At 60.8% G+C, this 14,466-nt stretch carries 13 protein-coding genes and 1 pseudogene; 11 read left to right on the forward strand and 3 right to left on the reverse strand.

The genetic code is table 11. The features are described 5' to 3' along the window. Positions 1-15 precede the first annotated feature (15 nt). Together AC4LFW_RS07320 and AC4LFW_RS07325 are read right to left on the reverse strand one after the other, a co-directional pair. A complete protein-coding gene (locus AC4LFW_RS07320) occupies positions 16-816 on the reverse strand; it encodes a sugar phosphate isomerase/epimerase family protein (RefSeq protein WP_158188580.1) in 801 nt (266 codons plus the stop codon). Position 817: 1 nt separating this feature from the next. Then, positions 818-1,834: an LLM class oxidoreductase gene (locus AC4LFW_RS07325; protein ID WP_158188579.1), complete on the reverse strand. Its 1,017-nt coding sequence runs from the start codon at positions 1,832-1,834 to the stop codon at positions 818-820. A 146-nt stretch (positions 1,835-1,980) separates the two neighbouring features. Here AC4LFW_RS07325 and AC4LFW_RS07330 point away from each other — a divergent pair, with 146 nt between their 5' ends. After that, on the forward strand, positions 1,981-2,868 hold the full coding sequence (locus AC4LFW_RS07330) for a LysR family transcriptional regulator (protein WP_158190117.1): 888 nt from the start codon (positions 1,981-1,983) through the stop codon (positions 2,866-2,868). Positions 2,869-3,412: 544 nt separating this feature from the next. Here the strand turns inward: AC4LFW_RS07330 and AC4LFW_RS07335 are convergent. Then, positions 3,413-4,228: an IclR family transcriptional regulator gene (locus tag AC4LFW_RS07335; protein ID WP_158188578.1), complete on the reverse strand. Its 816-nt coding sequence runs from the start codon at positions 4,226-4,228 to the stop codon at positions 3,413-3,415. A 132-nt stretch (positions 4,229-4,360) separates the two neighbouring features. Between AC4LFW_RS07335 and AC4LFW_RS07340 the strand changes: the two genes are divergently transcribed. From AC4LFW_RS07340 to AC4LFW_RS07385, 10 genes and pseudogenes are all read left to right on the forward strand, one after another. Further along, positions 4,361-4,750 (forward strand): Zn-ribbon domain-containing OB-fold protein, encoded by a 390-nt coding sequence (locus tag AC4LFW_RS07340; protein WP_158188577.1) that lies wholly within the window; start codon positions 4,361-4,363, stop codon positions 4,748-4,750. After that, complete coding sequence (locus tag AC4LFW_RS07345; protein ID WP_158188576.1) at positions 4,747-5,895, forward strand: thiolase family protein; 1,149 nt, start codon at positions 4,747-4,749, stop codon at positions 5,893-5,895. Before AC4LFW_RS07340 ends, AC4LFW_RS07345 begins: the two co-directional genes overlap by 4 nt. Before the next feature lie 29 nt (positions 5,896-5,924). Then, entirely contained in the window at positions 5,925-8,063 is a 2,139-nt protein-coding gene (locus AC4LFW_RS07350) for an acetate--CoA ligase family protein (RefSeq protein WP_158188575.1), read from the forward strand. Then, on the forward strand, positions 8,047-8,913 hold the full coding sequence (locus AC4LFW_RS07355; protein WP_158188574.1) for a MaoC/PaaZ C-terminal domain-containing protein: 867 nt from the start codon (positions 8,047-8,049) through the stop codon (positions 8,911-8,913). Before AC4LFW_RS07350 ends, AC4LFW_RS07355 begins: the two co-directional genes overlap by 17 nt. 209 nt (positions 8,914-9,122) lie before the next feature. Further along, positions 9,123-9,506, forward strand: a pseudogene (locus tag AC4LFW_RS07360) (PaaI family thioesterase); the annotation flags it as partial. Further along, positions 9,503-10,564, forward strand: coding sequence for an acyl-CoA dehydrogenase family protein (locus tag AC4LFW_RS07365; RefSeq protein WP_158188572.1), 1,062 nt, complete (start codon positions 9,503-9,505; stop codon positions 10,562-10,564). The pseudogene AC4LFW_RS07360 and the gene AC4LFW_RS07365, both read left to right, overlap by 4 nt. Further along, positions 10,561-11,325, forward strand: a complete 765-nt coding sequence (locus tag AC4LFW_RS07370) for an enoyl-CoA hydratase/isomerase family protein (protein ID WP_491818493.1) — start codon at positions 10,561-10,563, stop codon at positions 11,323-11,325. The genes AC4LFW_RS07365 and AC4LFW_RS07370 overlap by 4 nt, the downstream gene beginning before the upstream one ends. Before the next feature lies 1 nt (position 11,326). Further along, positions 11,327-12,472, forward strand: coding sequence for an acyl-CoA dehydrogenase family protein (locus tag AC4LFW_RS07375; RefSeq protein WP_158188570.1), 1,146 nt, complete (start codon positions 11,327-11,329; stop codon positions 12,470-12,472). Between the two features lie 59 nt (positions 12,473-12,531). Further along, complete coding sequence (locus AC4LFW_RS07380; protein WP_158188569.1) at positions 12,532-13,449, forward strand: SDR family NAD(P)-dependent oxidoreductase; 918 nt, start codon at positions 12,532-12,534, stop codon at positions 13,447-13,449. Between the two features lie 10 nt (positions 13,450-13,459). Then, positions 13,460-14,461, forward strand: coding sequence for an NAD(P)H-dependent flavin oxidoreductase (locus AC4LFW_RS07385; RefSeq protein WP_158188568.1), 1,002 nt, complete (start codon positions 13,460-13,462; stop codon positions 14,459-14,461). The last annotated feature ends 5 nt before the right edge of the window (positions 14,462-14,466 follow it).

Raw genomic sequence — 14,466 nt, forward strand, 5'->3', positions numbered from 1 at the left:
TCCATTACTGCGGCTTCAACGGGGGAAATCCGTCATTAGCGCCCAATGAGGATTGCGCACCAGGCGCTGCTCCATGGAACGGAAGGCGGTGAGCGAGCGATGGAGATTGCCATGCACATCGCCGCCCATGCTTTCCCAGCCGAGGAAACCTACATGCCCTGTATAGCCGCGACGTTCGAGCGCGCCCATCAACACGAAGTTGTCCATTTCACCCTCATCAAGCGGCTCGATGGTCGCCGCGCCACCCCAGCCCAACGGCGAGAGCCGGCAGCCGGCGATGTTTACCCGTTTAAGCCAGGGCCAAAGTGCGTCCAGACGCTGCTCCAGCTCGCCTTCCTGGTTGGCGAACCAGTGATAGCCATTGAACACAATGCCCAGGCGCGGGTGGTTGAAGAGCTCGCACAGCTGCACCGCTTCGGTAGTAGTCTGCATGCCGTAGCGGATATGGGGGTACAGCGCGATTTGCAGGTCGCGACGCTCGCAGATCGGAAGCAAGCGCTCGAGCATTCGGACATCCTGTTGCTGAACCTTGTCGCCCGAATGCAGGGCCAGTTCGATCGTGCTGCAGCCTTCGATGGACTCGAACAGGGTGATCAACCAGTCCTCCAGTCCCTGGCGGTAGATCGCATAAATGCCGCCGACATCGAGCCCCCAATCTGATTTAACTTTGGGCAGCTCTTTGAGCTCCGGGCTCCAGGACGAAACGGTCATGCCCTGGTACCCAAGTTCGGCGAGCATTTCGCACTGTACCGCCAGTGGGTAGGTGCCGAGCTTGGTCTGGAAAATGAAATCCATGGCGTGAGCTGCGTGTGGCATGTCAACGACTCCGTTGTGCGGATGGGGGCGTCAGGGACGGTGCCAGGCTGGGGAAATGCGGCAGGATGTACTCGCCCATCTCGTCGATGACCTCTGAGGCGGGGCGGCGCTGCGGCTTGAAGTTCAAGGCTACATGCGCGACGCCCTGATCCTGCTGGCGACGCCACAGGTCGATCAGGGTGTTGCGCCCGGCTCGCATCACGCGGCCGGGTTGCAGGCGTAGGTCAGGGTCGGCGTCCAGATCGAAGAAGGTGCCGTAGCCGTAGGGCTTGAAGGGTTGCCCCTGGCTTGCCAGGTGCCAGCGGTTGACGATGTCGGGAATCTTCGCCGGATCGGTGAGGTACCACAGCACGCCGTCGGTGTTCTGTGCGATCCAATCCATGGTCTGGCCCGCCATGCCCACAACCACCGTCGGCAGGCGCGGTGCCGCTGGCTTCGGTACCAGATCCAGGTTGCCGGTCAGTTCACCGTAGTAGGCCGAGCCATGAACGGGCCAGGCGCGCTCGGTGGCGGCACGCACCACCGCCAGGGCATCGCGGAAGCGCTCGGCGCGGTTATCGAAGTCACTGCCGAATGCCGGGTATTCGATCGGTCGATCGCCGGTGGCCAGGCCGAGAATGAAACGGCCACCCAGTAACTGGTCCACGCTGGCGGCTTGCTTGGCGACAATCAAAGGGTCGCGCAGCGGAAGAACGATGCCGGCGGTGCCGATGGCGATGTTTTCCGTGATGGCGGCCAGGTAACCGGCGTACACCATAGGGTCGATTATCTGGCCGACGTCACCGAAGTTGGGATCGTAGAACGGCACGTCCCGCAGCCAGATGGCCGAAAAGCCGGCCTGGTCGACTTTGCGCGCCACGGTGCCATGGTTCGCCAGGGTGGGGCCGGGGCTGTCGGGGTAGCTTTCCACTGGTGCGATAAAACCGAAAGTGAGATGCCCAGGTTGGAACACGCGGGCATACCCGCGGTGATCGGCAAGCTCCTTGGGTAATGCTGGATAGGAGGCGGTGGGCGGCATGAAGACCTCGCAAAAAGAACGAGCGACCCACGGCAATGCGGCCGCGGATCGGGATGCCGGGGACTATAGGCGTCCGGAAACAAAAGAAAAATAAGCTAGAATTCCGAACATTAAGGAGCAGAAGGATGTAATCCATGAGTGCCAAAATGGACCAGCTTGGTGCGCTGTCCGCTTTTGTTCACGCCGCCGATGCGCGCAGCTTCACCGAGGCGGGGCGACGCTTGGAGGTGTCTTCATCGGCAATCGGAAAGGCCGTAACCCGTCTTGAGGAGCGCCTTGGGGTGCGGCTTTTCCATCGCTCAACTCGGGCAATCACCCTTACCGCCGAGGGCGCGTTATTCCTGGAGCGCTGTCACCGCATCTTTGCCGAGTTAGAAGTGGCGGAGCGCGAACTGACACAAGCAGCCGGCAATCCACAGGGCAAGCTACGCATCAGCTTGCCGCAACTAGGCATGCGCTTGATGCCGCATCTCATAGCCTTCCAACAGGCGTATCCCGCGGTAGAGCTGGAGTTGGATTTCAGCGACCGCCTGGTAAATGTGATCGAAGAAGGCTTCGATGCAGTGATGCGCATCGGCGAAGTTCAGGACTCACGCTTGATGATGCGCAGGCTCAATGGCTTCAGCCACCGGCTGGTCGCCACGCCGAACTATCTCGAGCATCGTGGCACGCCCACGGTTCCTGCGGACCTGGCAGCGCACGCCTGCCTTCACTACCGCTACCCGTCTAGCGGCAAGCTGGACGCATGGCCACTGTTCGTCGACGACAAATACCTGAACCTGGATCTCCCGCAGACCGCCGTCACCAATGCGGTGGACCCCCTGCTGGCGATGGCTGAAGCCGGGCAGGGCATTGCGTGCCTGCCGGACTTCATCGTGGCTGAGGCCATCGAGCAACAACGTTTGGTCCCGTTGTTGGATAGCTATATCCAGGACCGACGTACGCTCAGCATTCTGTGGCCCTCTAGTCGTCAACCGCTGCCGAAGATCAAGGCCTTCGTGGACTTCATTGCGGCGCGGTTGGCATCCGGCTGAGGTCAAAAAGCAACCGCGCGCCTATCAGCCTGTGCTGACGTGTATATGTTGGCTACTACCATAGGCGCCATCATGGGCTGCGTGTTTCCAACGGCCCAAACGTCCTTGCGTATTAAGGTCCAGCCAGTAGCGGCGCGGCAGAGGTAGTGAGCAGCCCCAAGAGGAGCTGCCATGCTTAAGTTTCTGTAGTGAGGGTAACGTTATGACGACACCTGAAAGCTGGCGAGTCATCTTGCATTCGTTACTGGCCGCTATAGCGACCGCTCGTAAGCATTAGCTCGCCGACGTAGCAAGCGGGGTTTGCGACGGTAATGATTGAGTGGCGGCTCGGCTGGTATGCGTTTGTCACAGATGATCGGCCAGCACTTGGGAGCATCTGAGTTCACTCCTGTCATAATGCGGTACGCACTGTAAACGAATTCATCATTCGCAACGGATCGGGGCCGCCTTCCGATTGTGGGGCTTGGTAGGTGCCTGTCGATTGATTTACTGAGTCAGTTCCAAGCTCCGGTCTGATTGATGATCGGCTGCGGAATGCTATTCATCATTCGGAATACTGTTCACGCTTCGCAGGTTTGCTAGGGAACAGTGCTCTGCTGATAAAGCGTGCGGTTTGATTCAGGGCTTCCCCCATAATTTCCAGTTCCGCTCGCGTGTGCTGCGCCTCGATCCCAATGCCTGAAATCACAAAACGGGGCTGGTCGTGTTGGTCGGCAATCGCGCTGGCCACCAGGCTCACCCCTCTATAGAGATTGCCCTCGTCGATGGCCCAGCCGGTATCGAGCGACGTCCTAGCATCTTTGGCATAGGTTGCGAACGGAGGTGGGTTCTCCCAGTGCAGGCGTGCGAATCGCCGGCGGAGCTCGTCTTTCGGGAGATTTCGTAAACCCGCGATGCAGCGGCCGCCGGCGCCGATGAGTTCCGGTAGCCGCGAGTTCAGCCGAACATCAACATGCGCTGAGTTTGGTATCGCACGCGACATGGCCATGATGTGGTTATCCCCGGTCACCTGCCAGAGGACCACAAGGATTCGATGATTCAGGCTCAGGCGCTCGAGTTCGGGCTGAATCAGGTCGGTATAGCTATAGCCGATGAAGCTAACCGCTAGCTCCGAGAGGCCAAGTCCTAGTCGGTAGGACTTATTGGTCCCGTCAAAAGACACCAATTGTTCGTTCGTCAGCGTTCGCAGGATGTTGAACGTGGTGCTTGCGCTGATCCCAGTTGCGCGAGCGATTGTCGCGACCCCCTCAGCATCGGCGCTGTGGGCGAGATGGCGCAGGATCTGGATTGCATTGACGACGGCGCCTACGTCCTTGCTGCCGGGGCGGTTTTTTTGAGTATCGCTATCTACTGTTTCCATATTCACTATTCGGATTGACATTCAGTATTCGGAATGTATGCTGAATTTCGAGTCTTGCATACGGCGCCTTGGATTTTTCACGGCGACATAGTAGGGGCATCGCTCCGAATAACAACAATCTGGAGGACGGCCATGATAGGTCCGCTCACAGCTTCCGGCGAAGTTGGCCCCGAAGCACGCTATCTATCCTTTCTCGCTGAGGGCCGATTCATGCTTCAGCGCAGTCGTTCTAGCGGTAAGTACGTGTTCTATCCGCGCGTGGCAATACCCGTTACCGGTGAGACCGATCTCGAATGGGTGGAGGCCAGCGGTCTGGGTACGGTTTATGCGATTACCGTGAACCGATCACGCCAGGGCAATCATAACGTTGCGCTGGTAACTCTTGATGAAGGCGTGCGGATGATGACGCGGCTTGAAGGCTGCGAGTCCGCGCCAATCGGTACTCGCGTGAAGGCTGAAATTATGATCCTCGACGACGCTCCGGCTGTCGTTTTCCGACCGCTAGCGGGGGAAACGGCATGAGCACACTTCGCGGTAAAACCGCCATCGTTGGAATTGGCTCCGCTGGAATCGGGGCTGCGCCGGGGTTCTCGGCAATCGAGTTACTTGGCCAGGCGTCGTTAGCGGCCATCGCCGATGCCGGGCTGAGTCTTGGCGACATTGACGGGATCTTCGCTGCGACGAGCTCGCATGCCTTCCCGACGCTGTCGGTGGCGGAGTATCTCGGCATCCGCCCTTCCTTCTTCGATGGCACGAACGTAGGAGGGTCGAGCTTTGAGATGCATCTCCTTCAAGCCACGCTGGCGCTAGAGGCCGGACTCTGCAACGCCGCGCTGATCTGTTACGGCTCGAACCAGCGGACCGCTGGCGGGCGCCTGGTGTCGATGAGCGAGCCGCAGTGGCACGAGACGCCTTACAAGCCTCGCCATCCGATCACCGCCTATGCCTTGGCGGCCAGCCGTTACATGCACCAGTACGGCGTCACCCGTGAAGACCTTGCCGAGGTTGCCGTGGCGGCGCGTGGCTGGGCCAATCTGAATCCGGAAGCATTTGCGCAGGGCCCGCTGAGCATCGAAGACGTGCTCAGCTCTCGAATGATCAGCGACCCACTCAGCGCAGCCGACTGTTGCCTGGTCACCGACGGAGGCGGCGCCTGCGTAATGGTGCGCGCCGATCGAGCGCGGGATCTCCCGCAGTCACCGGTCTATTTCATGGGGGCGGCAGGTGCCCAATGGCACCGGTCGATCGTGGCGATGCCGGATCTGACCGTGACTGCTGCTTCGGAGAGCGGTCCCCGGGCAATGGCTGCCGCGAACGTAGCGCATGCCGACATTGATCTGGTGATGCTCTACGACGCGTTCACCCTTAATACGTTGCTGTTTCTGGAAGACCTCGGCTTCTGCCCCAAAGGCGAGGCGCGTGAGTTCGTCCGCGGAGGACGCATCGCACCGGGCGGGGAGCTGGCCGTGAATACCAATGGCGGTGGCCTGTCGTGTGTCCATCCCGGCATGTATGGAATGTTCCTGATTATCGAGGCGGTCAGGCAGATCCGTCGGCAGGCAGGGGCCAGACAGCTGGACAAGGCTGACATCGCCTTGCTGCACGGAAATGGCGGAACGTTATCCAGCCAGGTAACAGCCGTTCTCGGAAGCGCCGCGGCGCTTTAACTCCACACTCAGCAAAGGCGTGAAAGGCAATGCAAGAGAGCAAGAACCAAGCGTCCGGGATGCGCTTCGATAGCCTGACGTCGCTACTACAGCCTCGCTCGGTGGCCGTGGTTGGCGCATCGACCGATCCTACGCGAATCGGCGGGCGGCCCGTTTCCTACATGTTGCGTCAAGGGTTCAGCGGGCGGCTGATGCCCGTCAATCCCAAACGCGAGCAGGTGCAGGGCATCCCCGCATTCGGGCATGTCGATGACCTGCCAGAGGCACCGGATACGGCGATTGTGGCGGTGCCGGCTGCGCAGGTGCTTGCGACCATCGAGGCGTTAGGGGCGAAAGGAGCGCGCAGCGCACTGATTTTCTCCTCGGGGTTCAGCGAAGTCGGGGGGGAGGGGGTCGAGCTGCAAGCGGCGCTGGTTGACGCGGCCCGTCGTTGGAACATGCGTTTGCTCGGGCCCAACACGGCCGGCGTATTCAACGCGAACCATGGATATTACGGTACGTTCGCATCCGGCCTCGAGCGTGGCTTCCCGCTGCCGGGCCGCATCGGCATTGCCTCACAGTCGGGGGCTTACGGCGCGCATCTGCTCGGATTGGCCCGGGCGCGCGGGCTCGGCACGCCCATCATGGTCGCCACCGGCAATGAGTGCGACATTACCCTGGGCGAATCGATTGGCTGGCTCGTGGAGAACCCAGACATAGATGTCGTCACAGCTTATGCCGAGTCGGTGCGAGATGTAGACAGTTTTATCGCTGCGCTGGAAGTGGCGCATCGGGCCCGCAAGCCGATCATTTTGCAGAAGGTAGGACGAAGCTCGCTGGGGCAAAGAGCTGCGCTTTCGCATACCGCGGCGCTTGTAGGTGATGACAAGGTCTTTGACGCCATCCTGGCCGACTATGCGGTTATAAGAACCAACAGCAGTGCCGAACTGCTGAATATCGCTTATGCGGCGACACGCCGGATCTATCCGGTGAACAACAGCCTCGGAATGGTCACGATCAGTGGCGGAGCCGGCATTATCGTCAGTGATGCCGCCGAGGATATCGGGCTGCCCATGCCATCGATGCCCGAAGCGTCGCAGGCCAGGCTCAAAGAGCTTCTGCCTTTCAGTTCACCGATCAATCCTGTGGATTTCACCGCTCATGTGCTGAATGATCTGGCGCTGGCGAGCCGGTTTACCGAAAGCTTGATCACGGACGGCGGCTACGCGTCGGTGCTCGCGTTTTTCAGCCAGGCCGGCACTGTTCCATCGATCGCGCCGCGACTGTGCGAGGCGTTCAAAACCGTCAAACAAGCGCACCCGGAGCGCTTGTTCGTTATCTCGCTCATCGGGGATGAGGATCAAGTCGCCCCCTACGAGGAAGCAGGCTTCGTGTTGTTCGAAGACCCTACCGAGGCGGTCACTGCGATCGCTGCGATGGGGCGCCTTGGCGATGCATTTGCCCGACCGTTGCCGGAGCCGCAAACCTTCGAGCCTATCGAACTGCCCAACGGCGCGATAAGCGAGGCTTGCGCCAAGACCCTTCTCAGCGATTTCGGCATCGCTTCCGTACCGGAGCGTGTAGTCAGCGACGCCGGCCAAGCCGAGCGCTACGCCGCTGAAATCGGTTTTCCCATTGTTATGAAGATTGCTTCCGCCGATATTCCGCACAAATCAGAGATTGGTGGCGTGCTGCTGAATGTCATGGGGGCAGCCGCGGTACGCGATGGCTTTGAAACCCTGATGGCCCGTGGTCGGGAGCGGGCGCCTGATGCCAGGCTGGATGGGGTGCTGGTGGCTCGCCAGATATCCGGCGTCGAGTGTTTCATGGGCATCAAACGAGACCCTCTTTTTGGACCCGTCGCCGTGTTTGGTCTTGGCGGGATTTTTGTAGAAGTTCTCAAGGACTTGGCGTTTCGTCGATGCCCGTTCGACCTAGCAGGCGCTCGTGAACTCATCTTGTCCATCAAGGGAGCGCCGTTGCTACTGGGTGCCCGGGGCAGGGCGCCTGTTGATATCGACGCGTTGGCCAAAATGCTGTCTGAGCTGTCGATCTTCGCCTGTCGTGCTGGTGTCCGCCTGCAGTCAGTCGATCTGAACCCGGTCTTCGCGCTGCCGACAGGCCAGGGCGCGTTTGCTGCGGACGCCGTGATTGAGACCACGGAGGTGGCCGATGCCGCTAGATCTTGAACGGCTCCTGCGCTACCCGATTCCAGACGTTAGACATCATCTGGACCGTCACAGCACGGCGTTGTACGCGCTTTCGGTAGGGCTTGGTATCGACCCGTTGGATCGCCAGTCGCTGGACTTCGTGGATTTCAATCGTCCGGGTTTTCAGGCACTTCCGTTAATGGCCGTCGTCGCGGCTTATCCGGGCTTCTGGCTTGGCAAGCCCGACACCGGCGTTGATGCGACACGCCTGGTACTTGGGGAGCAACGTGTCGAGTGGCATCGCCAGCTGCCAACGGAAGGTGAAGTGATCGGACGTACAAGGGTTACCGGAATCGTCGACAAGGGCCCAGGCAAGGGCGCATTGCTCTACAGCGACAAGGAGCTCATCGACCCGGTGCGCGACGAGTTGATAGCCGTAACGTCGAGCACTACCTTTTTACGTGGCGATGGCGGTTGCGGCACGCTCAGTGGCCCGGTGCCGACAGCCCATGTGCTCCCCGAGCGCGAGCCGGATCGTTCGGTCGATTTGGCTACCCGGCCAGAGCAGGCGCTCTACTACCGCCTCAATGGCGACGACAACCCGTTGCATGCCGACCCTGACTTCGCTTTGAAAGGCGGCTTTCAACGGCCAATCCTTCATGGACTGTGCACGTTGGGCGTGGCGTTTCATGCCCTGCTGAGCGAACTGGCCAGTTATCAATCCGCCCGCATACGTTCGTTGACCGTGCGTTTTTCAGCGCCGGTTTTTCCAGGCGAAACGATCCGAACCGAGATGTGGAACGACGGCTCCTTTCGGGCTCGCGCGGTTGAGCGAGACGTTGTGGTGCTGAGCAATGGGCATGTCGGCCTGGCGAGTCAGTCGTACTGAGCCAAGCGGACTTCAAACCACTCACTCAGAGAACAAGAACAATGAGCGTTGAACATCTTTCTCTCAGCGACAGCCCGGCGTCAGGCGACTCAGCCGTTGCTCCAGGTACCAGCGATGTCGTCCGCGGAAGTTCGGACCGTTCTGTCGAACCGGCTCGCGTAGCGGCAGACCTCGCCGTCAACAGCGGCCCTTTTCCAACCGGGCGTTACACGTTTCAGGAATTCCTTGGGCTGGAGCGCTGGGTCGATGGAGACGTCGTACGGATTCGCCTCAAGCATCGTCCCGAGTTGATGAATTACCTGGACCACTTCCACGGCGGCGTGCTGATGACGGTACTCGATGCAGCTATGGCCGGCGCCATTCGGGCGTTCACGCCCGCCAGTTCGATGGTGACCATCGAAATGTCGACCCACTTCATGGGGGCATCACGAAGCGAGCTCAATGCAGTCGGTCGCGTGATTCGGCGTACCCGGACGCTGTGCTTTTGCGCAGCGGAGATTTTCGACGAGGCGGGCACTCTGATCGCGACTGGCGCAGGCAGCTTCAAATATCGCCAGGCGCAAGAACCACAAGAAAATGGAGCACAGCCATGACCGACATCGCTGAAATCGCTCGTGAGCGAGATGAGCGCCTGCAGCTCATACGCAACAGTGCAGCGTCTCTGGTTCCGCGACACGGCGGGCTAACCCGGGTCCGGAAGCAGCGCTTTGCGAAGCAAGCCGTAGACCGGGATACATGGTCGCAGGTGTGCTCGATGGGTTGGCCTGGGTTGTGTCTGGCTGAGGAGCTGGGTGGCAGTGGTCTCGGCATGGCGGAATACGTGGCACTGCTCGAGGAGCTGGGGCAGGGCCTCTTGCCTGAGCCGTTGATCGAAGCGGGTTTGGTCGCGCCGTTACTGCCAGCCAAGGAGCGTGAAGCGCTGCTTTCGGGTGAGCTTCTGGTGCTGCCAGCCGGGATCATGTTCGAGTCGAAAGAGGCGCTGCCTTCGCTCTCTGACGGTCGGCTGACCGGTACGGTCCGGCATGTTGTTCTCGGAGGCGCCGCCGATGCCTGGCTGGTCGCCTGTGATTCAGGCCTGGCCATGGTGCATCGCTCAGCGGAGGGCGTTGACGTAATTGAAGAACCGACACAGGACGGTGGCCACCTTGCCCATTTGCGGTTTCGCGGTTCACCGGCGCGCCAGATCGACGCGCCACCCGCGGCGCTTGATAAAGCTGCCCTGGGCTGCGCCGCTTATCTGGTTGGGCTGATGGATGCAGCGTTAGAGCGTACCCGCGAATACCTGAACGTACGCCGCCAGTTCGGCCGGCCGATTGGCGGGTTCCAGGCGCTTCAGCACCGCATGGTCGATCTCAAGATCCAGGTTGAACTGGCCCGTGCAATGGTCAGCGAGGCGGCAATGGCCGTCGACGCCCATAGATCGCCAACGGAATGCGAGCGCTTGGTTTCCACGGCCAAGGTCAAGGCGGCGGAAGCGGCAATGCTCGTCACGCGACAGGCGATCCAGTTGCACGGCGGCATTGGCTATACGGATGAAGCCGACATCGGCCTATTCCTGCGCCGGGCCATGGTGCTGCTCAACGCGCATGGGTCGGTCTCCTTTCACAAGCGCCGGTACTTCAGGTTGCTCGAGTCCGAGGGCGCGTTATGAGCGATCTCCTGCTTCAGAGCACCAACGGAACCGTGCGCACGCTGTGCCTGAACAACCCGGCGCGGCGCAATGCCATGTCGCTGCCGATGCGCGTTGCGCTGCTTGCCGCTTTGGAAGATGCCGACCGCGATGCTGCGGTTCGTAGCGTGGTGATCGCCGGGTCGGCTGAAGTCTTCTGCGCGGGGGGCGACCTCAGCGGTATGAATGTCGGCAACCTGTCGGAAGGGCGAGCGCGAATGCAGCAAAATGCACGCCTGGTGCGGCAGATGACGCACATGGGCAAGCCCTTGATAGCCGCTATCGAAGGCTGGGCTGTTGGCGCGGGACTCTCGCTTGCTCTGGCGTGCGACAGCCTGGTCTGCAGTCGCACAGCACGCTTTGCAGCTTCGTTCGGGAAGGTGGGGCTGCTTCCCGATCTCGGGTTGCTGCACAGCCTGCCTGCCCGCATTGGCGTTGGTCGGGCCAAGCAGCTGCTGATGTTTGGCGACGTCGTCGATGCATCGGAAGCCTATCGGATAGGCCTGGTGGATGTGGTGTGTGACGAGAGCAAGGCCCTCGACATAGCGCTCGAACGAGCAGCCAACGTTGAACACCAGGCACCCCTGCCGTTAGCCATGACCAAAACACTGCTCGGGGATGGGATGGACCTTCTTTTGGAGCGTGAAGGCGAGCTTCAAAGCCAGCTCTTTCTGAGTGCGGACCATGCCGAAGGCAAGGCCGCGTTTCTGGCCAAGCGCGCGCCCACTTTTAGAGGACAGTGACATGACTGACTACAACTCGATGGATGACGACTCGTTTCGTCAGACCGTCCGCCAGTGGATTGCAGCAAATTATCCCGACGAGATTCGCAACCCGCCGCGCCGGCTCGGTCGAGAAGAGACCCAGGGCTGGTATCGCGCTTTGTCACGACAAGGGTGGCTGTGTCCTGGCTGGCCCGTGCAGTACGGCGGGATGGGGCTGAGCACCGGCAAGCAGCTCATCATGATCGAAGAGATGGAAGGCTACGGTTGCGCTCGCCTGCCAGACAGCGGCATCACCATGCTGGGGCCGCTGCTCATTCGATACGGGACCGAGGCGCAGCGGGAGCGTTTCCTGCCGCGGATCCTCAGTGGTGAAGACATCTGGTGCCAGGGCTATAGCGAGCCCAATGCCGGCTCGGACCTGGCCAGCCTGCGTACCGAAGCGGTGCTGCGTGATGGTCACTGGATCATCAACGGCCAGAAAACCTGGACGACCATGGGCACGGACGCAAACTGGATCTTTCTGTTGGCGCGGACAGAGCGCGGCGCCAAGCCCCAGCAAGGCATCAGCTTCATTCTGGTTCCGATGGACAGCCCCGGCATTGAGGTTCGTCCAATCCTCAACCTGGAGCTGCACGGCGAGTTCAGCGAGGTCTTCTTCAACGACGTGCGTGTGCCGCAGGACCACCTCGTCGGGGAAGCCAACAAGGGCTGGGACATGGCCAAGGCCTTGCTGGGCTTCGAGCGCATCTTTCTCGGCTCTCCCAAGCAATCCACCTTTGCATTGGAGCGACTGGCGCGTCTGGCCAAGGCGTTGGGACTGTGGGGCGAGCCTGTATTTGCCGATCGGTTCACCGCTCTGCGCATGGATCTGGAATGCCACAAGGCGCTCTATTCACGCTTCGCAGAGCGACTGAGGCGCGGCGAGACGCTCGGCGCTGAGGTCTCGATGCTGAAGATATTCCAATCCGAGCTGTATCAACGCATCAGTGAGGTGGGGCTCGAAATTGCCGGCCAGGATTCGGGCCTGCTTGAACCTTTCCGGGACGACCCGGAGCTCCATCCGGCCGGGATCTTCATTCAAGCGCGCCCCACGACTATCTACGGCGGCACTAACGAGATTCAACGAAACATCTTGGCGAAGAGCCTGCTCGGCCTCGCGAGCTGAACCACGCCTAGAGCGCGTGTCGCCGACTACCCATCCATAACGAACAATAGGAAAGGGCAATGACTGAACGACTGAACGAAGGCAAGGTGGCGATCGTAACGGGCGCCGGAGGCGGCATCGGTCGCGAGCTCGCCGTAGCACTCGCTCAAAGCGGGGCGAAGGTACTGATCAACGATATTGGCGTGTCTCTTCAGGGGGCGGGCGGGTCTGCCACACCGGCCGAGGAAACCCTCGGCTTGATCCAGCAGGGCGGTGGCGAGGGGGCGATCAACACCGATAGCGTTTCCGAGTGGGACGGGGCGCAGCGAATCGTGGCAAGCGCGCTCGATGCGTTCGGCCGGCTGGATATCGTCATCAACAACGCAGGCATTCTGCGCGACGCCATTTTCCACAAGATGAGTGCCGACGATTGGCTGTCGGTCATCAATGTGCATCTCAACGGCAGTTTCTTTGTGAGCCGGGCCGCAGCCGAGCATTTCCGCGCACAGCAAAGCGGCGCCTTCGTTCACATGACCAGCACCTCGGGGCTGATCGGCAACTTTGGTCAGGCCAACTACTCGGCGGCTAAGCTCGGCATCGTCGCTCTGTCCAAGTCGATCGCGCTCGACATGCAGCGATACAACGTCCGGTCAAACTGTATTGCTCCATTTGCCTGGAGTCGCATGACGGACTCCATTCCTGCCGAGACGCCAGAGCAGAAGGCCCGTGTGGAGAAGCTTCAGCGCATGACTCCCGAGAAAAACGCCCCATTGGCCGTTTACTTGGCGTCCGATGCGGCCCGCGAGGTAAATGGTCAGGTCTTTGCGGCCCGCCACAATGAGCTGTTCCTGATGAGCCAAAGCCGACCGTTGCGCAGTGTCCACAGCGATAGTGGATGGACACCGGAGCATATTGCCGGGCATGGCATGCCGGCTTTGCGCGGTAGCTTCATGGGGCTGGACCGGAGTCCGGACGTTTTTGCATGGGACCCGATCTGAGGAGCCGCTCATGGCTGTGCTGACAACCCGCTTTACCGAAACCTTTGGCATTGAACACCCGGTCATGCAGGGCGGCATGCAGTGGGTAGCCCGCGCGGAGCTGGTAGCTGCGGTGGCCAACGCAGGAGCGCTGGGCACGCTCTCGGCGCTCACGCAGCCAAGTCCTGAGGCGCTCTACAAGGAGATCGAATGTTGCAGGCAGCTGACCGATCGGCCTTTCGCGGTCAACTTGACGGTGCTTCCGACGGTCAAGCCCGTGCCCTATGCCGAGTACCGAGCCGCGATCATCGAAGCAGGCGTAACAATTGTGGAGACCGCTGGAAGCAATCCTCAGGAACATATCGCTGACTTTCGTAGCCACGGCGTCAAGGTGATCCATAAGTGCACCTCGGTGCGGCATGCCTTGAAGGCGCAGCAGCTGGGCGCGGACGCGGTTTCAATCGATGGGTTCGAGTGCGCAGGGCATCCCGGTGAAGACGATATCCCGGGGCTTGTTCTGATTCCTGCCGCAGCCCGGCGCCTGTCCGTGCCATTGGTCGCGTCGGGCGGGTTCGCTGACGGGTACGGGCTGGTGGCTGCGCTTGCACTGGGCGCAGACGCTATCAGCATGGGTACACGGTTCATGTGTACAGAGGAAAGCCCTATCCATCACCGCATCAAAGAAAGGCTCGTTGAGGGCGATGAGCGAAGCACCGATCTGATCCTGCGAACTCTGCGCAATACGGTCCGTGTGGCGCGTAACACCGTCAGCGGAGATGTCCGCTCACGCGAGGTGGAGGGTGCTTCATTTGACGAGTTGGCACCTCTCGTTTCGGGCCTGCGTGGGCGCATGGTCTACGAGACGGGCGATCCGGACCATGGTGTCTGGTCGGCTGGGATGGTGCAGGGACTGATTGATGACGTACCGAGTTGCAGAGCACTGGTCACTCGACTCGTCGAGCAGGCCGACACGGTCATCCGCGAGCGACTTGCCGGGGCCTGCATGCGCACCCCGGCGTTCGCTTACGAGTGAAAACG

The organism is Stutzerimonas sp. C6.4V (genome assembly GCF_058536345.1).